We start from the raw sequence: 20,902 nt of genomic DNA, 5'->3' as shown, positions 1-20,902 counted from the left end.
ATGGCCATGGCCACGTATTTGTATCGGATCGGAAAGTGGGCCTTTCGGCACCGCTTTGCGGTCGCCGCGGGGTGGATCGCCGCGCTGATTCTGGTCGGCACACTGGCGGCGACCATCTCGAAGCCGTCCAGCGAGGCGTTCTCGATTCCGGGCGTCAGCTCCGAGAAGGCGCAGAACCTGATGAAGGAGCGCTTCCCCGGATCGAAGGACTTCGGTTCGGACACGTCGGCGCGCTACGTCTTCCAGGCGCCGGCCGGGCACACGCTCGACGAGCCGCAGTACCGCGCGGCGATCGGCGACACCATCGCGAACATCAACGGCCTGCCGAAGGTCGAGAAGTTCAGTGCGAGTGGACAACCGGACGCCGCCGGCTCGGCCGTCAAGGATCCGATGAATCCGCAGACGCAGGCCGACAACGCGCGGCTCGGTCAGGCGGAGTCGGCGCGCCTCGGGGAGGATCCGGCGCAGCAGCGGGCGATCGCCGACGCGACCGCCACGATCAGCCCGGACCGGACCACCGCCTACTTCGAGGCCGGATTCGACTACAAGCACTCCGCTGACGTCACCAAGAGCGAGCAGAAGCAGATCAAGGATGCCGCGGCCCCGATGAAGTCGGCCGGCATGCGCGTCGAATACAGCGGCAGCGCAATCAGTTCCAACGATGGCGGCGGCAGCTCGGAGATGATCGGTATCGCCGTGGCGGCGATCGTCATGATCATCACGTTCGGCTCGATGATCGCGTTCGGCATGCCGATCGTCACCGCGCTGATCGGTGTCGGCATCGGCATCACCGGTGTCACCGCGATGAGCGCCTTCACCGACATCAGTTCGGACACCTCGATGTTGGCGACGATGATCGGCCTCGCGGTCGGCATCGACTACTCGCTCTTCATCCTGTCCCGGTATCGACACGAATACGCCGTCACGGGCAACCGCGAAGAAGCCGCCGGCCGGGCGGTCGGCACGTCGGGCTCGGCGGTGGTGTTCGCCGGCATGACGGTGATCATCGCGCTCGCCGCGCTGTCGATCGTCAACATTCCGTTCGTCACCAAGATGGGCTTGGCCGCGGCCGCCACGGTGTTCATCGCCGTGTTGATCGCGCTGACGATGACGCCGGCACTGCTGGGCATCCTGAAGAGCAAGGCGTTCGCCGGCCGCATCAAGTTCCTCAACCCGCCGGACGCCGGTGGACCGGAGGAGTATGCGGCGGGCAAGTCCGAGCGCGACTCGAACGGATTCCGCTGGGTCCGCACGGTGGTCAAGCATCCGGTGGCGCCGCTGATCGGCGGCGTGGTTCTCCTTGCGCTGCTGGCGATTCCGATCGGCGGGCTCAAGCTGGCCCTGCCCAACGACGGCACCGGCGACCCGAAGACCACGCAGCGCCAGGCATACGACCTGGTGGGTGACAACTTCGGCAAGGGCCAGAACGGTCCGATCACGCTCATCGTCGACGGCAGCGGGATCACCAACCCGGACCCCGCGGTGCAGAACCAGCAGCGTGCGGCCGCCTACAACAAGGTGATGGACACGATCCGGCAGCTGCCGGACGTCGCGCCCACCGCCGACGGCAAGACCGGGTATGTGATGGCCGCGAAGGACAGCGCCGCCAACGCGGCCGACCGGGGAGCCACCCCGATCGGCGGGCAGGAGCAGTTCATCAAGGCCGTGATGTCGGGGACCGCCCCGGCGGCGACCTTGTCGACCGTTCCGGTCGGCGACACGCTGCAGATCAACGTCGTCCCGATCTCCGGACCGGGTGAAAAGGCGACCGAGAATCTGGTCCACGCGATCCGCGCATCCGAAGGCGCCCTCCACGATCAGACCGGCGTCAGCTACGGCGTCACCGGCCAGACCCCGATCGAGCTGGACGTGTCGTCGCGGCTGTCCGATGCACTGATTCCGTACCTGATGATCGTCGTCGGCCTGGCCTTCGTGCTGCTGATGATCGTGTTCCGGTCGGTGCTGGTGCCGCTGACCGCGGCCCTGGGCTTCCTGCTCAGCGTGCTGGCGGCGTTCGGCACGACGGTGGCGATCTTCCAGGAAGGCCACCTCGGTCTGATCGGCAATCCGCAGCCGATCGTCAGCTTCCTGCCGATCATGCTGATCGGCCTGGTGTTCGGGCTGGCGATGGATTACCAGGTGTTCCTGGTGACCCGAATGCGCGAGGAATACGTGCACGGCGCCGACGCGAAAACCGCAGTGGTGCAGGGCTTCCGGCATGGCGCCCGGGTGGTCGCGGCGGCCGCGACCATCATGATCAGCGTGTTCGCCGGCTTCATGCTGCAGGACGCGGTGTTCATCAAGGCGATGGGCTTCGCCCTGGCGTTCGCGGTGCTGCTCGACGCGTTCGTGGTCCGCATGATGATCATTCCGGCGGTGCTGTCGTTGCTGGGTGATCGGGCCTGGAAGCTGCCGAGCTGGCTCGACCGGATCCTGCCGAATGTCGACGTCGAGGGCGAGAAGCTGCGCAAGCACATCGAAGCCCGGGACGCGGCGGCGGCCGAGCCCGAGCTGGTCGGTTCACAGCGGTAGCGAGCGCTGCTCAAACCGTGGGTATACCGGGGTCCCGTGGACGATACGTCCACGGGACCCCGTATTTCCCACGGTTTGAGTCGGCTTGGGACAATCTGCCGGTGAGCGACTTCGAGATCGGGTCCACCCTGGCGGGCACCCGCGGCCGCGCCGGCACCATCACGACACCGCACGGCGTGATCGCGACCCCGGCCTTTGTGCCGGTCGGGACCAAGGCGACCGTCAAGACCGTGCTGCCGGAATCGGTGAAAGACCTTGGTGCGCAGGCGGTGCTGGCCAACGCCTACCACCTGTACCTGCAGCCGGGTCCGCAGATCGTCGATCAGGCAGGCGGGCTCGGAAAGTTCATGAACTGGCCGGGGCCGACGTTCACCGACAGCGGCGGATTCCAGGTGATGTCGCTGGGAGCCGGGTTCAAGAAGGTCATCTCTATGGATGTCTCCGGCCAGGAGGACGACGACCGGATCGCCGAGGGCAAGGAGCGTCTGTCCCGGGTCGACGACGACGGCGTCACCTTCAAGTCGCATCTGGACGGATCGAAGCACCGATTCACCCCCGAGGTGTCGATGCAGATCCAGCATCAGCTGGGCGCCGACATCATCTTCGCGTTCGACGAACTGACCACGCTGATGAATACGCGCGGCTATCAGGAGAATTCGCTCGAGCGCACCCGGCTGTGGGCCATCCGCTGCCTGGCCGAACACAACCGGCTCAGCGCCGAGCGCACCCACCGGCCGCCGCAGGCGCTGTGGGGCGTCATCCAGGGCGCACAGTATGAGGACCTGCGCCGCAAGGCCGCTCGCGACCTGAGCGCGCTCGACCTGGCCGACCGGGAGAACGGCGGCCGCGGCTTCGCCGGCTACGGCATCGGCGGCGCGTTGGAAAAGGCGAATCTGGGAACGATCGTGGGCTGGGTCAATGAGGAGCTCCCCGAGAACCGGGCCAAGCATCTGCTGGGGATCAGCGAGCCGGACGACATCTTCGTCGCGATCGAGAACGGCATCGACACCTTCGACTGCGTGTCACCGTCGCGGGTGGCGCGCAACGGCGCGATCTATTCGCTGGACGGGCGGTACAACGTGACCAACAGCCGCTATCGCGCCGACTTCGGGCCGCTCGATCCCGAAATGCAGAACTACACAACGCAATACAGCCGGGCCTACATTCATCACCTGTTCAAGGCGAAGGAGGGACTGGCGGCGACGCTTTGCACCATCCATAACGAGCACTTCATCGTCAGCCTGGTCGACAAGGCGCGTCAGGCGATCGTCGACGGCACCTATGCCGACTTCAAGGCCGAGTTCCTCGGCCGGTACTACGCGGGATCGAAGTAGGCCCGCCCTCCGGCGGGGCCGGAGAGCGGGCCGTTACCCGCGTAGTGGTAACGCGTCGGGTCAGGAGACCTTGAGGACCTGCGAGTCGGCCAGCTTGTCGTGGAACCCGCGCTTCTCGGGATCGCTGTTGATCGTCACAGCGCCGATGATGAACATGATGAACCCGATGATCGGGATGTAGAGCACGATATTGCGCTTGAACGAGTCGTTGAACGTCAGCAGCTGACCCGTTCTGTACTGCACGGTCTTCATGCCGAGCCACTTGTGGCCGAACGTCTGACCGCTGTTGGACTCCATGTACGCGTAGTACGAGGTGATGATCAGCGGCTGCACGATCAGGTCGAGCAGCCAAATGACGACGCCGGTGCCGCCGTTGTCGACCGCCGCCCCGATCAGCACGTTGAAGATGATCGCCAGCGGGATGCCGATGATCAGTCCGTCGATCAGGCGGGCGCCGAACCGAGTCCCGAGGGTGGCCGGCTGCGCGTAACCGGGTGCCGGGGCGTAGCCGGCGTCGTAGCTGCCGGGCGGCGGCGGGAAGCCACCCGGGGGCGGCGGGTAGGCGCCGGGCTGCTGGTAGCCGTACTGCTGATTCGGATCCTGGCCGGGCTGGCCGTACGCGGGCGGCGTCTGGCCGTAGGCGGGCGGCGTCTGGCCGTAAGCCGGGGGCGGCGGTGGTGCCTGCCCGTAGTCGGGTGCCTGCCCGGGCTGCTCGGGGTTCTGATCGCCGGGCGGCGGGGTCGGTGCGCTCATGAGGTCCTCTGGGTCGTCGGCTGCTGGCGCCGCGTGGAATGACCGGGCCGAGTGTAGTGGAGTGAACGTCGATGAACAGGACGAAGCGGTCAGGCGAAGACCGTGTCGATATCGATCAGCCAGGGCTTTTGCGGGAGTGCGGCGGGATCGAAATCGGCGAGCAGGTCGGCCGTCGACTCCCGAGCCGGCAGGCCGAGCGATGCGGCCAGAACCGATACCACCCGGCCGACGGGCCAGCGGCGGTCGGCCAACTCCGGCAGGGTGATCGCGCCGTCGCGTTTGGCCAGCCGGATGCCGTCGGTGTTGAGGATCATCGGGACATGCGCGTAGGTCGGCACGGGATGACCGAGCAGGCTCGCGAGATACGCCTGCCGCGGCGCGGAGCTGAGCAGGTCATCCCCGCGGACCACCTGATCCACCTGCTGGTGGGCGTCATCGACGACCACCGCGAGGTTGTAGGCCGGGGTGCCGTCGCCGCGGCGGAGCACGAAGTCGTCGACCGCGCCGGTGTACGCCCCGTGGAACTGGTCGTGCACGGTGAACGTGGTTGCCTCGGCGCGGAGCCGGATCGCCGGGGGACGACCGCCGGCCGCCTTGGCAGCGCGTTCGGCGTCGGTCAGGCCGCGGCAGGTGCCGGGGTATGCGCCGTCGGGCGCCGACTGCTGATGCGGCGCGCTCGCTGCCTCGAGGATTTCCCTTCGGGTGCAATAGCATTCGTAGGTCAGTCCGCGGCCGCGCAGATCATCGATGATGTCGTCGTAGGCGCCGCCACGGGCGGACTGATGGAGCACCGGCAGGTCCCAGTCGATGCCGATCGCCGCCAGGTCGGCGAGCTGGGTGTCCTCGGCGCCGCGGGCGACCCGATCCAGATCCTCGAACCGGAGCAGGAAGCCGCGGCCACTGCTGCGCGCCAGCAGCCAGGCAAGCATCGCGGTACGCAGATTGCCGATATGCAATCGCCCCGACGGTGAGGGCGCGTACCTGCCATTCACCTGGTCAGCCTAACGATCCGGGCACGGCGGTGGATTGTTGCTGTCCGCGCTGGGGCCAGATGCCAAGATGGACGACGTGGATTTGCCCGTGATGCCTCCGGTGTCGCCGATGCTTGCCAAGGCGGCGACCGTGGTCCCGTCGTCCGATGGGGTGCAGTGGTCGCATGAGCCGAAGTGGGATGGCTTTCGGGCGTTGATTTTTCGGGACGGCGACGAGGTCGTCATCGGCTCCCGCAACGGCAAGGAGCTGGGCCGATACTTCCCCGAGCTGATTGAGGCGGTCCGCGACGAGCTGCCACCGCGGGTGGTGCTCGACGGAGAGATCGCCGTCGAGAAGTCGATCAACGGGGTGCGCCGGCTCGACTGGGACTCGCTGAGCCAGCGCATCCATCCGGCCGAGTCGCGGGTGAAGATGCTCGCCGAGCAGACGCCGGCGATGTTCATCGGGTTCGACGCGCTGGCCCTCGGTGACCGCGATCTGATGTCGGAGCCGTTGTCGGTCCGCCGCGGCGCGCTGCTGGAGGCCGTCCCCGGCGCCGGCCGCTGCCGGGTCAGCCGGGTGACCACCGACGCGATGACGGCCATCGACTGGTTCACCCAGTTCGAGGGGGCGGGGCTGGACGGTGTCGTCAGCAAGCGGCTCGACGGGCACTATCTGCCGGGCAAGCGTGAGATGGTCAAGGTCAAGCACAAGCGCACCGCGGACTGCGTGATCATCGGCTACCGAATCCACAAGAGCGGCACCGGGCTCGGCTCGATGCTGCTCGGGCTGTACCGCGATGGCGAGCTGCGGATGGTCGGTGGATCGAGTGCCTTCTCCGACGCCAAACGGATTGAGCTGCAACAGCAATTGGAGCAGTTGCGGGTCGATCCGGACCACGTCGCCGAGGGGGAGCCGAGCCGGTGGAAGGAGAAGGGGTCGGCGCAGTGGATCCCGATCCGGCCGGAGCTGGTGGCCGAGTTCGGCTACGACCAGATGGAGGGTGACCGGTTCCGGCACACGGTGAAGTTTCAGCGCTGGCGGCCCGACCGGGACCCGGAGTCATGCGGCTACGAGCAACTCGAGGTGCCCCTGACGTATGACGTCCACGACGTCTTGGAGGCATGACAAAGTGGCATCACGATCACCGGCCGAGGAGCTGGATGTCGACGGCATCGCCGTGCGAATGTCCAACCCGGACAAGATCTATTTCCCGCAACTCGGGGAGAGCGGCGGGCGCAAACGCGACCTCGTCGGGTACTACCGCACCGTGGCCCTGCAGGGGGCGCTGCTCGACGCGCTGCGCGATCGGCCGACCTTCCTGCAGCGGTTCCCGGACGGCATCGAGGGCGAGGAGATCTACCAGAAGCGGGTTGCCGCAAAACGACCCGACCATGTGCAGTCCACCACGGTGACCTTTCCGTCCGGCCGTACCGCCGACGCGATCCGCACCACGTGCGCCGCCGACATAGTGTGGGCGGCGAATCTGGGGACCGTCACCTTTCACCCGTGGCCGACCATCGCGCCCGACAACGAACATCCCGACCAGCTGCGCATCGACCTCGATCCCCAGCCCGGTACCGACCTCGGCGACGCCAAACGCGTTGCACTGCAGGTGCTGCGACCGCTCCTCGATGAGCTGGGCATGATGGGCTTCCCGAAGACCTCCGGCGGTCGCGGGCTGCATGTCTATGTTCCGATCGAGCAGAAGTGGGACTTCATCCAGACCCGGCGGGCTGTCATTGCGCTGGCCCGCGAGCTGGAACGGCGCGACCCGACTGGCGTGACCACCTCATGGTGGAAAGAGGAACGAGGCGAGCGCATCTTCATCGACTTCAATCAGAACGCGCGCGACCGGACGATGGCGGCGCCGTACTCGGTGCGCCGCACTCCGGCCGCCACTGTGTCAACGCCGGTGTCGTGGGATGAGCTCGCCGATGTGGAGGTCGAGGACTTCACCATGGCCACCGTGCCGGCGCTGCTGGAGCGGCGCGGAGACCCGATGGCCGACATGGCATCTCATCGGACCGGCCTGGAGCCGCTGCTGGAGATGGTCGCCCGGGACGAGGCCGACGGCCTCGGTGACATGCCGTATCCGCCCAGCTATCCGAAGATGCCCGGTGAACCCAAGCGGGTGCAGCCGAGCCGCGCCCGCCCCGACCCGGAACCAGACGCCTGAATCATGGGGAGATTCGGGGGTGCATTCGGAAAGCTGCTGACGGATGCGATCAAACAGCGCCGGTGGCTGTTCACCGGGGTGATGGTGGCGCAGGTCGTGGCGATGATCGCGGGCCTGGTGCAGCCGACGCTCAACTCGCTGATCATCGACAACGGTGTTGTCGCGGGGGACATCCCGTATGTCGAGCGGGTCGGCGCCGTGATGTTCGCGGTCGCCGTGGTGAACTTCGTCGGCTCGATGGCGGCGGTCGCGCTGGGGTCGCGCCTGTCGACCGGCGTGGCCAAGGATCTGCGGTCGCGGCTCTATCGACATTCGATGACGTTGTCGGCCAATCAGTTCCACCGGCTGGGCACTTCCAGCATGATGACGCGGACGATGCAGGACGTGACCGTGACCCAGCAGTCGGTGTTCATGGTGAACACGGTTGCGGCCACGGGCCCGCTCATCACGATCGGCGCGATCGTGATGTCGCTGCGGATGTCGGTACGCATGTCGCCGGTGATCGCGGTGGCGGCCATTCTGATGGCGATCGTGGTCGGGATATTCATCGCCCGCATCACGCCGCTCGCGGTGCAATCGCGGCAGGCGGTCGACGGGCTCAATCATTCCTTGCGGGAGCAGCTTTCCGGCACCCAGGTGATCCGCGCGTTCGGCCGGGAGAAGCTGGTGTCGGCGCGATTCGCCGAGTCGAACGAGCGACTCACTGCGCTCATGCGACGGGTCGGGGCGTTGCAGGCGCTGCTGATGCCGGTGGTGCTGGTCGTCGCGAACCTGACAATGGTGGTGACGAACCTGGTGGGCGCCAAGCTGATCGACAGCGGGCACCTGACGATCGGTGAGCTGACCGCGTTCTCGGGATATCTGGTGCAGGTCGTCGGCGGTGTGACGATGCTGATGGCGGCCGCCGCCGTGATCCCGCAGGCGCAGGCGAGCGCCAGTCGGATCGCCGACGTGCTGGAGACCGACACCGACACGGTGTCCGGGCCGGCCGGCAACCGACCGACCTTCGCGGCCCCGATCGAATTCGTCGGTGCCACGGTGCAATACCCGGGTGCCGAACTCGCCGCCGTGTCGGACGTCAGCTTCACCTGTGCGGCCGGTGAGGTGACAGTCGTGGTCGGCGGTACGGCGAGCGGCAAGTCGACGCTGTTGGCGCTGCTGCCGCGGCTGGTGGATCCGACCGCCGGCGCGGTCCGGGCGGGCGGCGTCGATCTGCGCAGCTGGTCGATGCCCGACCTGCGGGAGCGGATCTCCTATGTGAGCCAGGACGGTTCGCTGATCTCCGGAACGGTGGCCGGCAATCTGCGGCTCGCGGCCAAGGACGCCTCCGACGACGATCTGTGGTCGGCGCTGGAGGTGACCGCGGCTGCCGACTTCGTCCGCGAGCGCGGCGGACTGACGGCCGAGGTCGGCCAGGCCGGAGGCAATTTCTCCGGCGGTCAACGACAGCGGCTGGCGTTGGCCCGGGCGGTGCTGCGCGGACCGCAGGTGTATGTCATCGACGACGGATTCTCCGCAATGGATCCGCGCACCGCGACCAGCGTGCTGAAGAACCTGCGAGGAGCGGCGTCCGAGTCGACCATCATCGTTGCGGCACAACAGATCACCATGGCCCGGGTGGCCGATCGGATAGCGGTCGTCGACGGCGGGCGGCTGGTGGCGACGGGCGACCATCTGTGGCTGCTGGATCGATGCCGCCCGTACCGGGAGATGGTCGAAGCGCAGTCGGGGGTCGTCCGATGAGCGCGTGGGGCCGGGTCGGCGGACTCGTCGGTCGCGATCGGCGACTGTGGTTCGCGTTGGTGCTGTCGGTGATGTCGACCATCGCGACGGTGATCGTCCCGTTGGTGCTCGCAAAGATGACGAACGTCATCTTCTCCGGAATTCTCGGAAAGATGTTCAACGGCAACGAGACCCGCGCCGAGCTGGTCGCGCGGCTGCGGGCAGAGGGGCACGGGTCCATCGCGAACCTGGTGAACACCAGCGGCGCGCTGCCGGGGCATGGCATCGACTGGCCACTCCTGTGGAAGCTGGCAGCGGTGTCCGCGGTGCTGTATCTGCTCGGGTCGGCCGGCCGCGCAGGATCGGGTCTGATTCTGAACGGTGTTGTCCAGCAGGCGGTTCAACGGCTGCGGACCCGCGTGAATGCCAAGCTGCATCGGCTGCCGATCGACGAGTTCACCGGCGCGCGCCGCGGCGAGGTGCTGTCCGCGGCCACCAACGACATCGACAACCTGTCGGGCGTCATCGGGCCGCTGTTCGTGCAGCTGCCGGTCATCGTCCTCACCGTGCTTGCGATATCCGTTGCGCTACTGCTGGTCTCGCCGCTGTTCGGCGGAATCGTGCTGGCCGGCATCCCGGTAGCCGCGGTGGCGATCTTCCTGATCGTGCGGCGGGCGACGCCGCATCTGCGGCGGCAGTGGCAGACGACGGCCGAACTGTCCGGGCACGTCGAGGACGCGTATTCGGCGCGCAGCACCATCGTGGCCTACGGCGCCACCGAATCGGTGGCCGCCGAGTTCGACGTGCTGAACGATCGGCTGCGGCACGCCTCCCGCAGCGGGCAGACCTGGAGCGGCGCCATGTCGCCGACGCTCACGCTGTGCAACGCGTTGATATTCGTCGTCGTCGCGGTGGTCGGCGCCTTCCGGATGCTGGACGGGGCGATCACGCTGGGCGCGCTGCAGGCGGTGGTGCTGTTTGCCAGCCAGCTGTCCACGCCGCTCAGCGATCTGTCCGGCGTAGCGTCCCGGGTGCAGTCGGGCCTGGTGTCGCTGGGTCGGGTGACCGACTTCCTCAGCCGGCCCGACGAGGCCGCGCCGGCCGTCGACGATCCGCCGGTCGAGGTGGCGGCACGACATGTCTCGCCGCCGGAGATCACCTTCGAGAACCTGGTGTTCGGCTACGGCCGTCCGACCGAGGGCGATGAGTCCGAGGGCGCGGTGTTGCGGGACTTCTCGTTGACGGTGCAGCCCGGCCACACCATCGCGCTCGTCGGCGAGACCGGCGCGGGCAAGACGACGATCACCGCGCTGCTGCAGCGGTTCCACGATCCCTGGTCGGGCCGGATCCTCATCGACGGCGTCGACATCGCCGGCCAGACCCGGTCGGAGGTGCGCAGTCAGATGGCCGTGGTGACGCAGGAGCCATGGCTGATGTCCGGGACCGCCGAGGAGAACATCGCGTTCGGTGCCGACGGAGCCCACCCGCAGGACCTGAGCCAGATCGCCGAGATCCTCGACCGGGTGCCCGGATCGACGGTGTTGACCGGCGACGGTGCGGGTGTCAGCGCTGGCGAGCGACAGCTGATCACGGTGGCGCGCGCGCTCGCCGCCCGGCCACGCATCCTCATCCTCGATGAGGCCACCAGCGCCGCGGACCCGCGATCGGAGCTGCTGATCCAGCGCGGGCTGTCGGCGCTGCGTGACACGACGACGACGATCGTCGTCACGCACCGGATGTCGACGCTCGCCGCGGCCGACGAGGTTGCCGTGCTCGCCGACGGTCAGATCGTTCAGCGTGGGACACTGCGAGAGCTGCTCAATACTCGCGGACATTTTTCGGCGATCCACGGAGCCGGTGTCAGTGGATAGATATGCCCCTGACCTGGGTCGGATGACCCAGTACGTCTCCGCCGCGCTTTACAGTTGCCCAACAATTGAGCAACAGACCTTTCGCGACGGTAGTGAGTGCGGTTACTGTTCTGCCAACGTGTGACTTGAAGAACCCAAACGCTGGGTTCGAATTTTTTGACAGGAGTTGTTCATGAAGCTACGTCCGATCGGGGCGCTAATCGGGGCGACGGTGGTCAGTACCGTCCTCGGAAGCGCCGGTGTGGCCGCACCGGCGCTGGCTGCTCCGCAAGGGGGCACCCAGATCGTCTCGACCACGTCGACGGGTCCGACGTCCATGTCGGTCATCGTCCACTCGGCGTCGATGAACAGGGACATCCCCCTGTCGGTCCTGAAGCCGAAGGACACCAGCAAGCCGCGCGGCGTCTTCTACCTGCTCAACGGGGCCGGTGGCGGCGAGGACAGCGCCAACTGGTTCGCCAATACCGACATCATCAACTTCTTCGCGCAGAAGAACGTGTGGGTGGTCGTGCCGGAGAAGGGCATCTACAGCTACTACACCGACTGGGAGAAGACCGACCCGAAGCTCGGCATCTACAAGTGGTCGACGTTCCTCGGCGAAGAGCTGCCGCCGGCGTTCAACGCGAAGTTCAAGACCTCGGGCAAGAACATCCTCGCCGGCATCTCCACGTCGGCCACCTCGGTGCTGAACCTGGCGATCGAGTACCCGAAGCTGTTCAGTGCGGTCGGCGCCTACAGCGGCTGCGCGTCGACGTCGACACCGGAGGGGCAGACCTACGTCCGTCTGGTCGTCGAGGGCCGCGGCGGCACGAAGGCCACCAACATGTGGGGGCCATACAACAGCGCCGGCTGGGTCGACCACGACCCGGTGGTGAATGCGGCCAAGCTCCGCGGCACCCGCCTGTACCTGTCGGCGGGCACCGGCCTGCCCGGCCCGCATGACTCGCCGAACCAGTTCCAGAGCGTCGATGACTACATCGACCGGGTCGCGCTCGGCGGCGGCATCGAGGCGGCGACCCGCATCTGCACCCAGAACCTGGCGCAGCGTCTCGCGGACCTGAAGATCCCGGCCACCGTCGATTTCCCGGCTGTCGGTACCCACTCGTGGGGCTACTGGCAGGACGAGCTGCACAAGTCGTGGCCGATCCTCTCGCGGGGGATCGTCGGCTGATCAGCGCCGGCTGACGCCATAAGTCACTCGAACGACCCCGTCGACCATGTCGGCGGGGTCGTCCGCCGTCTGCGGGGCGGTCAACAGGGCCCGATGTGGGTCAATTGCCCCAGATACTTTTTATATTGTCCGACCCAGGTTGAACTTTTTTAACATCACAGTTAGGTTACTCTGCGAGGCACATCACAGGGACGGCGCGCGGGCCGGTCGGGGGGCCTCTCGTCGGCCGGCACTTCGCCTGTCGGCTCCACCCAAAACGAAAGGTACGAATCCATGCGTGGATCCATCAGCACCGCCACCACCTCGATCGAGCAGATCATCCAGGGCGTCAACGGCCTGGCAAGCATCTTCGGTGGCGACAGTGGCAGCAGCAGCGGCGGCTCGGGCAGCGCCGCCTGATTCTGCGCCTAACGCTTCAAACGACCCCGTCGGTATCGGCGGGGTCGTTTGCTGTCTGGAGTCCAGAATTCGCACCATGATGAGTAGTTCCTTCTGTTCCGGTTGCCGCAATACGGCAACTCAGTAAGGCTCGTCGATAGGTGGTTCGCACGACCGTGCAGACACCGCCGCACAGACGAAGACTCGGTAAGAACGACGAAAGGAACGTATTGATGCGTGGATCAGTGGCTACCGCGGGCACCGCAATCGGAGACATCATCTCGGGCGTCTCGACCCTGGCACAGCTCGCCGGCACGGGCAGCAGCCAGTAGCTCGCACCAGATCGAAGACCCGAACGACCCCGTCGATATCGACGGGGTCGTTTGTTGTCGGGCCACGGCTTGTAAAACTGTGAGCACGATGGATACACCACAATTCACGCTCCGCACGGTCGATGCGGCGGAGACCGACCGCGTCGCCGAGTTCCTTGGCCCGATCCTCTTCGAGATCCCGCTGTTCGCTTGGCTGGCCGGCGCCGAGGAGGACGCCGTGCTACGCCGCTGGATCGTCGATCTGCAGCTGGTCGACGCGATAGCGGGCGGCAACGTCCACGCGGCCGAGGTGGGCGGCGAGCTGGTCGGGCTGGCGATCTGGACCCCGCCGGGATGGGCGTCGACGGGCGTGCCGGTTGATTTTCATGATCGATCGGTGGAGCTGCTGACGACCCGGCCGGACGCGCTGCAACGGCTCGCGGAGATGAACCGGATCGCCGGCGAGCATGAGCTCGCGCCCGGCGACGCCTGCGTTCACCTGGCGGCGCTCGCGCCCGGGCAGCGCGGGGCGCGGATCCTCGAGGCGTTGGTGGAACCCGCGTTCGCGGCGGCCCGGGCGGCCGGGGTCGGGGTGTCGACGATGACGTCGGTGCCGGCCTTCACCGCGCATATCGCGGCGCGATTCGACGCGCACCAGGTCGATGAATTCGTGGTGGCCGACACGACGGTCTGGATATACCGTTGGCCTGGTGCCGAACCGCTGAACGTATCTGACGGTCTTCAGTAATTTGTGCGCTGAGTCAACCAATGGTTAAGATGTGGCGATTGTCACACTGAGGTGACAATCATTACGGAAGGGACACACCACCATGCGCCAGAGTGATTCTTTGAGCGGCAGCCTGTTGGGCGCGATCATCAGCGCCGTCAATAGCGGTAGCAGCGACAGCAGCACCGGCGGCATCATCAGCGCGCTCGGGTCGTCCGGCGCGTAGAAAACGGCTTTCAGACGGCCCCGTCGAGTTCGACGGGGCCGTTTGCTGTCGTCGGGAGGCTCTGTGATGAGTGAGGTCCGGGTGTTGAGCGTCGGCGAACTCGCCGATGCCGTCGACGTACTGGCGCCAGTGCTGCGTGAGGCGCCGTTGAACGAGTGGTTGCTCGGCGAGTGCGCCGATGATGTCGAGGTCCAGCGCTGGTTGATCGAGCTGCAATTGATCGAGTCGCTGCGGGCCGGATACGTCTTGGGCGGCTTCGACCGTGGCGAGCTGGTGGGCGTGCTCGCGTGGTCGCCGCCGGATCCGTATGCGCCCAGGTCCGAGCCGGAGTTTCAGCGCCGCTCGATCGAACTCTTAGAGCATCGCCCCGGGCTGCGGCAGCGCCTTGCGGAGTTTCACCGGGCCGCGATGGATAACCCGCCCCCGCAGCGCAGTGCCACCATGCTGCTGGCCGGCCTGGCGCCGCGGGCCCGTGCCACCGATGTGATGGCGAAGCTCATGGCTCCGGTACTCGACGCGGCGACCGGGGCTGGAGCCTGTGTTTGGTTCGCAACGGCCGCGCTCGAGATCGGGGCGAGTTCGATAGCGCGGTTCGGTTTCGAAGCCGTCGGTGAGTACACGGTCGGCCCGGTGACGATGCACGCCTACCTCAAACCATATGAGGCAGCATGAATCTCCGGCACGAGTTTTGGGGCGAATGACCGAATACTGGGTAACGACGAGATAGCTATGTTGGATATTTCACACATAAAGTCCATTAAGACAACCAAGCTGTTGTCGTTCTCCTAGTCGGGGGTAACGAACTAACAAGTTAGAAAATGAAGGGAACGCACATGCGTCTTGGAGATGGAACCACCGGAAGCCTTGACTCGATCCTGTCCGGCCTGGGCCTGGATACCGGCAGCCTGAGCAGCATCCTGGGTGGCGGCACTACTCCTCCGACCACGCCGTAGTCGGAAGCTTGACGAACGGCCCCGCTGACCAGCGGGGCCGTTCGTTGTTTGGGTGCAAGACTCGGCCTCGATTCGGCCGGCTCGGACGCGCGCTCGCGCGGTTTGCGAACTATGCCCGGGCAATTTATAACGAAAAGATAACGTGTTGAAAATTTCTCACATGGAGTTGAGTGGCGTGGGTCACGCTTAGCGAGCCCTCCTTAACGAGGGTCTAAGCAACTGAAAGGACAGATCATGCGACTAGGTGACGGAAGTGGCAGCGGCCTGGGCACGATTCTCGGAGGCTTGCTCGGCGGGCTGCTCGGGGACGGTGGCGACAGCGGAACCGGCAGCCTCAGCAGCCTGCTCGGCACCGGTAGCAGCGGCACCACCGGGTAGTCGGAAGCCATCGAACGGCCCCGTGGAAGCGGGGCCGTTCGTCATGTCCGGGCTCGAGCGAGGGTGCAGGTGGAGGTCATGGTGTTTGAGGTTCGTGCGCTCGCCGTTGACGAACTCGGCCTTGCGGTCGATCTGCTGCTGCCGGTGCTGCGTGAGGTCCCGCTGCATCGGTGGCTGCTGGGCGAGTGCGCGGATGATCGCGAGGTCGAGTGCTGGCTGATCGAGATCCAGCTCGTCGAGCATCTGCGAGCCGGCTATGTGCTCGGTGGGTTCGACGGTGCGGAGCTGCTCGGCGTCGTGGTGTGGTCGCCGGCGGAGCCGTTGCAGTCGGCGCCTGATCGCGGGTTCGAGCAGCGATCGATCGAGCTGCTGCGCCGGCATCCGGAATTCGTGCAACGGCTGGCCGAGTTCAAGCGGGCATGTGCCGCCGGGCGGCTGCCGCATCCCGATGTGGAGATCGTGCTAGCGGGCTATGCGGAGCGGGCGCGCGGAACCGATCTCAGCGAACGGCTGCTGGCCCCGGCGTTCGCGGAGGCTCGCCGCGAGGGTTCGGCCGTCTGGATGGCGACCGCCGCGCGCAGCATTGGTGCCAGCGCCGCGCGGCGATTCGGGTTCGGCCAGGTGGGTGAGTACAAGGTCGGCCCGGTGACGATGCATGTCCACCGCAGCGATCCTGCGAGCTCACGTATTACAGATGCTTCGACGTAGGCGAGGCATCCTCTGTCGCAAGTGGATTGGTGCTAGTCACCTGTCGTTTGCCCGGGCGAAATCGCCAGTTACTTACGATCGCTACGTTCGCCGGGTTAGCCTTTCTGGGTCAGTTGCCCCGGTTCAAACCGGGTAGTTATAACTTCGGGGGAAATCAATGAGCCGTATGCGCTCAATCCAGCGAGTCTCGGTAGCCCTGCTTGCCGCCGTCGCCACCGCGTTGGTCCTGGTCACCGCACAGTCGCCGGCCACCGCGGCCCCGGCGACCGGTACCGCGCCCGCGCCCGCGAATGCGCCCAAGCAATGCGTCGGCTCCGCGTTCGCGACGCTGGGCGAGATCTTCGATGCGCAGTTCGACTCGCTCCTGCCGAGCCTGCCGCCGGCGATGAAGGCCAACGCGCAGGCCTTCAAGACGCAGGCGCATCACGCGATGCAGACCACCGGGATCGCGAACACGGCCGTGTCGAACCACCCGTACGGGCTGGGCGGCGACCAGAGCACCCCGATGATGACCTACCGCGAGCCGCTGTCGACCTACATCGTCGCCCAGCTGCTCAACATCAAGAACGGACAGTCGGGCGCTCGCATCTCGGTGGAGAACCTGACCTTGAGCCAGGCCGTCGAGACCGCATACCTCTATCTCTACGTCGGCTTCTACATCCCGGCGATGACGCTGTACTCGACGATTCCGAACATCTACTCGATCGGCGGCGTCATCTCCGTCGGATCGCTGGTCGCGCTGCCGTTACTGCTCGGCGCCGCGGGCATGAACCTCATCTTCAAGACGCTGACTAACCAGATCGCCAACGCCTGCATCGTGTCAGTCACGCAGTCGCAGAAGGAGCATGCCGGCAAGCCGGACATGGACCTGCATTTCACCCAGCACGTGCCGGCCATGCTCAAGGGCTTCGCCGACCAGATTGCGCTGGCGGACCGCAAGAACTGCCCGTCGATTGGCAGTCAGCCGATGTCGACGGTCGTCGCGCGCACCTCCGACTATCTGAAGAAGGCCGACCCGAAGAACGCGGCGATGATCACCGATCGGACGGCGCGGCTGCAGGAGTTCATGAAGCTGGCGACCGTCCCGCAGGGAATCATTCCGGCCGACCCGCAGGACTTCAGCACCATCGAGACCGTGCTCTCGTATGCGATGACGCTGGTCCCGTACGCCGGTGGCGCGATCCTGAACTCGATCATCGGCCTCAACCACAAGAACCACGACCCCTCGATGGACAAGCGGACCGTGCCGTTGAGTCAACTGCCGGTGGCCACCGGGCTGACGGCCGTCTACTACGCGTACGCGATATCGACGCAGCTCATGGCGGATGCGTGGGGCCTGGGAGTGAGCGCGCTGGGCACGGTGGTGACGCCGATCGGCGGCGTCATCAACCCGTTCGCGCTGATCCCGTTGCCGTTCGGTGTGCTCAACGCGCCTAACCTCTATGGCGTCGCAACCGTCAATGACGTGCTGCGATCGGTTTGCTACGTCGAGGACCGCAAGCCCGCCTGATCCGCAACGCTAGGAGTCCGATGACCGAACGCATCTCTGCATTCACCGACGACGCGCTCGGCACGCTCGACGCGGTTGGCGTGGCCGAGCTGGTGCGATCGGGTGCCGCGAGCCCGCAGGAGGTCGCGGCGGCCGCGCTGGAGCGGATCGCCCGCGTCGACCCGGTGCTGCACGCGGTGTCCGGAGACCTGTTGCCGGAGCCTAGAATTGGCGCCGATACGGGGGCTCCGCTCTACGGTGTGCCGTTTGCGATCAAGGACAACACCGTGCTGGCCGGGCTGCCGACCGGCATGGGGTCGGAGGCTTTTCGGGGCAAGCCGGCCGCCAAGGACGACATCGTCACGCAGCAGTTGCTGAGCAGCGGTGTCACGGTCGTGGGGAAGACCCGGCTGCCGGAGTTCGGCTTCAACGCCTCGACCGAGTTCCGGTCGGAGCCGGCCTGCGTAAACCCTTGGAACACCGACTATTCGGTGGGTGCGTCGTCCGGCGGGTCAGCCGCGCTGGTGGCGTCCGGTGCCCTGCCGATCGCGCATGCCAACGACGGCGGCGGCTCGATCCGGATCCCGGCTGCCGCGGCCGGGCTGGTTGGTCTCAAGCCCACCCGCGGACGTCATCGCGACGGCGATACCGCCAAACATCTGCCGATCAACATCATCTCCGAGGGGGTGCTCACCCGAAGCGTGCGCGACACGGCGGCGTATTTCGCTGCGGCCGAAGACTTCTGGCGCAATCCGGCGCTGCCGCCGGTCGGGCTGGTGCTCGGTCCGGCGAAGAGGCGGCTGCGCGTCGGCCTGCTGCTGGAGACCGTCGATGAGTCGGCGACGGTCGACGCGCAGACTCGGGCGGCAGTCGAGAACGTCGCCCGCGCGCTCGAGGCGGCCGGACATATCGTCGAGCCGATCGCGCTGCCGGTGTCGCAGCAATTCGCCGACGACTTCCTGCAGTATTGGTCGCTCACCGCGGAGTTGGCGACGTCGACCGGAAAACTGTTGCTGGACAAGTCCTTCGATTCCACCAAGACCGACGGTCTGACGGCCGGCCTACGGGCCGCGCATCGCAAGCAGTTCACTCGGACGCCGGGTGCCCTGCGGCGGCTGCGTCGGGCGACCCGGGAGGTCGCGGCGATGTACGACAAGCGCGAGCTGGTGCTGTCGCCGGTCCTGGCGCACACGACGCCGCGGATCGGTCACCTGTCGCCGAATCAGCCGTACGAGGATTTGGTCCGCAATCTGCGCGCCTACGTCGCATTTACGCCACTGCAGAATATCGCTGGGACGCCGGCGATTTCGCTGCCGCTGGGCGTCACCGACGACGGCCTGCCGATCGGCGTGCAGCTGTCCGGTGCCCACGGTGACGAACGGACGCTGCTCGAGACCGCGTTCGAACTGGAGCCCGAGAACGGATTCCGCACTCTCGCCGGCTGATCGGATTGCAGCCCGAATTATCCGTTCGCCGGACTAAGGTTCGATGATGGCGATGTTCCGGCTGTTCTGGCTGCTGCTGGCGGGCGCCGCTGTGGCGCTGGCGATGTGGGCGGGTACCTGGCCGGCGGAGCAGTGCGGGCCGATCCCTGGGGGCGATCTGCCGGAACGATGTTCGGCATCGAACGTCCGGGTACTTGGAGTCTGGCCGGTGATCGGGCTGGGCGTTGCGTTGGTGATGCCCGCGGCCGTGGCGGCAGCGGTGATGCGAATATCGGCGTCGTGGTTGGCCGTCGCGGCCTACGGGGTGATGCCCTTTGTGGGCATTTTCAATTGGTGGAACTACTGGGGCACGCTGCTGTGTGCGATCCCGCTCTTTCTGCTCGGTGCGTTGTTCGCGTTCTTGCAACAGCTGATCGCCACCGATGACGGGGCTGAGTCGGCGCATGAGTCCGGGCAGGTCACGGAGCAGTTTCCGGGCAGCGAATAGTTAGTACCCGGGCCTCGACTGGCTGACTGCAGGTTAGGGTACCCATATGAAACGCCTGTCTCTTTTGTTCGGTTTGGTGCTGGCGCTCGCGGTCGGCGTGCCGGCGACGGCCGCGGCCGCACCTGCGGCAGCGGGTGCCCGCATCGCCGTGTTCGCTGCCGACGGCGTCACCCCGCTGGGTGCGCAGACCGTCCGCCCGGGCGACCAGCTGGTGATCCGCGGGTACGGCTTCGACCCGAACGCGAATCGGCAGGGACTGCCCGTGCCGGTGCCGCCGGGTGTTCCGCATGGCACGTTCATCGCGTTCGGTGCGTTCGCGCCGGTCTGGCAACCGTCCGCCGGCGCGCCGGAGGCGTCACGCGCGGTCAACCGGTCGGCGATGAAGTGGGCGCTCGCGCCGTCGGCCCTGGCGCAGGTCCCCGACGTTCCTTTCGACCTGCGCCGAACCGTCCGCCAGCAGTGGGTCTCGCTCGGGGCGGACGGCTCGTTCGTCGCGCGCATCACCGCGACGACGCCCAAGGACATCCCGGCGGGGGCCCGGTACGGCGTCTACACGTACGGCGCTGCGGACGCGACCAACGCCGCCCAGGAGCGCTTCGTCCCGGTGAACTACGACCCGCGGCCCGGCCCGAACACCCCGCGCCCGGCGCCGGCCGACTTACTCTGGGCGTACGCGCCGGCATTCCGTAAGACCGTCGTCGACACCGCACAGGGCGGGCTGGCCGCATCCGATGGGGCTGGAGTCGATGATCAGGGTCGGCTCACGTTCGCGTTGCGCGACAAGAAGATTCGCAACGGCGTGGGCACTCTTGCCTACCGCGGCACCGTCGTCGCCTACAGCCGATTCCATCTCGTCGAGTTCGCCCTGGCGGATCCGGAGCTGACGGTGCGCGGCGGTCGTGGCGTCCTCACGATGGCGACGTCGACGACGAACATGAACGGCACCGACGCGATGATGCGGGTGCCGATCGCGGATGTCGACCTGTCCCGGCTCACGGCCGACGGTCAGGTCACGGCCGCGGCGGTGACCTTCCGTCCGGGTATCCGTCCCGAGGCGCTCGCGCTGCTCAGCGTCGGCCCGGCGGCGCCGTTGACCCTGCACTGAGTGCCGCGTCCGTACCGCAGCCCGTTACGGGCGTTGATGTTTACGCATCTCGGCGGCCAACTTCTGCGCGCTCGCGGAACGGGTCCGCGTCGCGCGACTTATGTCCCGCAACGGAACACGATTCCACCGAATCCTGATATCGGCAGGGTTCGCACGATCCA

At 66.7% G+C, this 20,902-nt stretch carries 19 protein-coding genes; 17 read left to right on the top strand and 2 right to left on the bottom strand.

Going from position 1 to position 20,902, the window contains the following annotated elements; genetic code table 11:
• The first annotated feature begins 6 nt into the window (after positions 1–6).
• Both G341_RS24195 and tgt read left to right on the top strand, forming a co-directional pair.
• Positions 7–2,532 carry an MMPL family transporter gene (locus G341_RS24195; protein ID WP_026303792.1) on the top strand — a complete coding sequence of 842 codons (2,526 nt, stop codon included), beginning with the start codon at positions 7–9 and terminating at the stop codon, positions 2,530–2,532.
• Between the two features lie 101 nt (positions 2,533–2,633).
• A complete protein-coding gene (gene tgt, locus G341_RS0116870) occupies positions 2,634–3,866 on the top strand; it encodes a tRNA guanosine(34) transglycosylase Tgt (protein WP_018180342.1) in 1,233 nt (410 codons plus the stop codon).
• A 60-nt stretch (positions 3,867–3,926) separates the two neighbouring features.
• Here tgt and G341_RS23125 read toward each other — a convergent pair whose 3' ends face one another.
• Together G341_RS23125 and gluQRS are read right to left on the bottom strand one after the other, a co-directional pair.
• Positions 3,927–4,619 carry an RDD family protein gene (locus tag G341_RS23125; protein ID WP_018180341.1) on the bottom strand — a complete coding sequence of 231 codons (693 nt, stop codon included), beginning with the start codon at positions 4,617–4,619 and terminating at the stop codon, positions 3,927–3,929.
• 89 nt (positions 4,620–4,708) lie between these two features.
• Complete coding sequence (gene gluQRS / locus G341_RS0116860) at positions 4,709–5,611, bottom strand: tRNA glutamyl-Q(34) synthetase GluQRS (RefSeq protein WP_026303790.1); 903 nt, start codon at positions 5,609–5,611, stop codon at positions 4,709–4,711.
• Positions 5,612–5,687: 76 nt separating this feature from the next.
• On the opposite strand from gluQRS, the gene G341_RS0116855 reads away from it, so the two are divergent.
• From G341_RS0116855 to G341_RS0116780, 15 genes are all read left to right on the top strand, one after another.
• Positions 5,688–6,719: an ATP-dependent DNA ligase gene (locus tag G341_RS0116855; protein WP_026303789.1), complete on the top strand. Its 1,032-nt coding sequence runs from the start codon at positions 5,688–5,690 to the stop codon at positions 6,717–6,719.
• A 4-nt stretch (positions 6,720–6,723) separates the two neighbouring features.
• On the top strand, positions 6,724–7,770 hold the full coding sequence (ligD, locus tag G341_RS0116850; RefSeq protein ID WP_018180338.1) for a non-homologous end-joining DNA ligase: 1,047 nt from the start codon (positions 6,724–6,726) through the stop codon (positions 7,768–7,770).
• 3 nt (positions 7,771–7,773) lie between these two features.
• The gene (locus tag G341_RS0116845; protein WP_018180337.1) at positions 7,774–9,513 is read left to right on the top strand and encodes an ABC transporter ATP-binding protein; all 1,740 of its coding nucleotides are present in this window, start codon (positions 7,774–7,776) and stop codon (positions 9,511–9,513) included.
• Complete coding sequence (locus tag G341_RS0116840) at positions 9,510–11,363, top strand: ABC transporter ATP-binding protein (RefSeq protein WP_018180336.1); 1,854 nt, start codon at positions 9,510–9,512, stop codon at positions 11,361–11,363. The genes G341_RS0116845 and G341_RS0116840 overlap by 4 nt, the downstream gene beginning before the upstream one ends.
• Positions 11,364–11,535: 172 nt before the next feature.
• Positions 11,536–12,534 (top strand): alpha/beta hydrolase, encoded by a 999-nt coding sequence (locus G341_RS0116835; RefSeq protein ID WP_018180335.1) that lies wholly within the window; start codon positions 11,536–11,538, stop codon positions 12,532–12,534.
• A gap of 273 nt (positions 12,535–12,807) precedes the next feature.
• Positions 12,808–12,933, top strand: a complete 126-nt coding sequence (locus G341_RS24310; RefSeq protein ID WP_018180334.1) for a hypothetical protein — start codon at positions 12,808–12,810, stop codon at positions 12,931–12,933.
• A gap of 399 nt (positions 12,934–13,332) precedes the next feature.
• Positions 13,333–13,971, top strand: coding sequence for a hypothetical protein (locus G341_RS0116820; RefSeq protein WP_018180333.1), 639 nt, complete (start codon positions 13,333–13,335; stop codon positions 13,969–13,971).
• Between the two features lie 82 nt (positions 13,972–14,053).
• The gene (locus G341_RS24305; RefSeq protein WP_281171116.1) at positions 14,054–14,176 is read left to right on the top strand and encodes a hypothetical protein; all 123 of its coding nucleotides are present in this window, start codon (positions 14,054–14,056) and stop codon (positions 14,174–14,176) included.
• A 66-nt stretch (positions 14,177–14,242) separates the two neighbouring features.
• Positions 14,243–14,848, top strand: coding sequence for a hypothetical protein (locus G341_RS23120; RefSeq protein WP_018180331.1), 606 nt, complete (start codon positions 14,243–14,245; stop codon positions 14,846–14,848).
• A 515-nt stretch (positions 14,849–15,363) separates the two neighbouring features.
• Positions 15,364–15,507 (top strand): hypothetical protein, encoded by a 144-nt coding sequence (locus tag G341_RS23825; protein ID WP_018180330.1) that lies wholly within the window; start codon positions 15,364–15,366, stop codon positions 15,505–15,507.
• Between the two features lie 78 nt (positions 15,508–15,585).
• Positions 15,586–16,215, top strand: a complete 630-nt coding sequence (locus G341_RS23115) for a hypothetical protein (RefSeq protein ID WP_245557029.1) — start codon at positions 15,586–15,588, stop codon at positions 16,213–16,215.
• A gap of 166 nt (positions 16,216–16,381) precedes the next feature.
• Positions 16,382–17,725 (top strand): hypothetical protein, encoded by a 1,344-nt coding sequence (locus G341_RS22345; RefSeq protein WP_018180328.1) that lies wholly within the window; start codon positions 16,382–16,384, stop codon positions 17,723–17,725.
• 20 nt (positions 17,726–17,745) lie between these two features.
• Positions 17,746–19,149, top strand: a complete 1,404-nt coding sequence (locus tag G341_RS0116790) for an amidase (RefSeq protein ID WP_018180327.1) — start codon at positions 17,746–17,748, stop codon at positions 19,147–19,149.
• Between the two features lie 46 nt (positions 19,150–19,195).
• Positions 19,196–19,636 carry a hypothetical protein gene (locus G341_RS23110; protein WP_018180326.1) on the top strand — a complete coding sequence of 147 codons (441 nt, stop codon included), beginning with the start codon at positions 19,196–19,198 and terminating at the stop codon, positions 19,634–19,636.
• 46 nt (positions 19,637–19,682) lie between these two features.
• Positions 19,683–20,741, top strand: coding sequence for an HtaA domain-containing protein (locus G341_RS0116780; protein WP_018180325.1), 1,059 nt, complete (start codon positions 19,683–19,685; stop codon positions 20,739–20,741).
• Positions 20,742–20,902 lie beyond the last annotated feature (161 nt).

Origin of the sequence: Jongsikchunia kroppenstedtii DSM 45133, assembly GCF_000380485.1 — a bacterium.
Lineage (GTDB): Bacteria > Actinomycetota > Actinomycetes > Mycobacteriales > Mycobacteriaceae > Jongsikchunia > Jongsikchunia kroppenstedtii.
This window is presented reverse-complemented; position numbering and strand designations above follow the sequence as displayed.

What these genes read in the sequence shown, in the direction of transcription:
- G341_RS24195 (WP_026303792.1), top strand. Translation starts at nt 7, where the DNA reads ATGGCCACGTATTTGTATCGGATCGGAAAGTGGGCCTTTCGGCACCGC.
- G341_RS23125 (WP_018180341.1), bottom strand. Translation starts at nt 4,619, where the DNA reads ATGAGCGCACCGACCCCGCCGCCCGGCGATCAGAACCCCGAGCAGCCC.
- G341_RS0116845 (WP_018180337.1), top strand. Translation starts at nt 7,774, where the DNA reads ATGGGGAGATTCGGGGGTGCATTCGGAAAGCTGCTGACGGATGCGATC.
- G341_RS0116840 (WP_018180336.1), top strand. Translation starts at nt 9,510, where the DNA reads ATGAGCGCGTGGGGCCGGGTCGGCGGACTCGTCGGTCGCGATCGGCGA.
- G341_RS0116835 (WP_018180335.1), top strand. Translation starts at nt 11,536, where the DNA reads ATGAAGCTACGTCCGATCGGGGCGCTAATCGGGGCGACGGTGGTCAGT.
- G341_RS24310 (WP_018180334.1), top strand. Translation starts at nt 12,808, where the DNA reads ATGCGTGGATCCATCAGCACCGCCACCACCTCGATCGAGCAGATCATC.
- G341_RS0116820 (WP_018180333.1), top strand. Translation starts at nt 13,333, where the DNA reads ATGGATACACCACAATTCACGCTCCGCACGGTCGATGCGGCGGAGACC.
- G341_RS24305 (WP_281171116.1), top strand. Translation starts at nt 14,054, where the DNA reads ATGCGCCAGAGTGATTCTTTGAGCGGCAGCCTGTTGGGCGCGATCATC.
- G341_RS23120 (WP_018180331.1), top strand. Translation starts at nt 14,243, where the DNA reads ATGAGTGAGGTCCGGGTGTTGAGCGTCGGCGAACTCGCCGATGCCGTC.
- G341_RS23825 (WP_018180330.1), top strand. Translation starts at nt 15,364, where the DNA reads ATGCGACTAGGTGACGGAAGTGGCAGCGGCCTGGGCACGATTCTCGGA.
- G341_RS23115 (WP_245557029.1), top strand. Translation starts at nt 15,586, where the DNA reads ATGGTGTTTGAGGTTCGTGCGCTCGCCGTTGACGAACTCGGCCTTGCG.
- G341_RS22345 (WP_018180328.1), top strand. Translation starts at nt 16,382, where the DNA reads ATGCGCTCAATCCAGCGAGTCTCGGTAGCCCTGCTTGCCGCCGTCGCC.
- G341_RS0116790 (WP_018180327.1), top strand. Translation starts at nt 17,746, where the DNA reads ATGACCGAACGCATCTCTGCATTCACCGACGACGCGCTCGGCACGCTC.
- G341_RS23110 (WP_018180326.1), top strand. Translation starts at nt 19,196, where the DNA reads ATGGCGATGTTCCGGCTGTTCTGGCTGCTGCTGGCGGGCGCCGCTGTG.
- G341_RS0116780 (WP_018180325.1), top strand. Translation starts at nt 19,683, where the DNA reads ATGAAACGCCTGTCTCTTTTGTTCGGTTTGGTGCTGGCGCTCGCGGTC.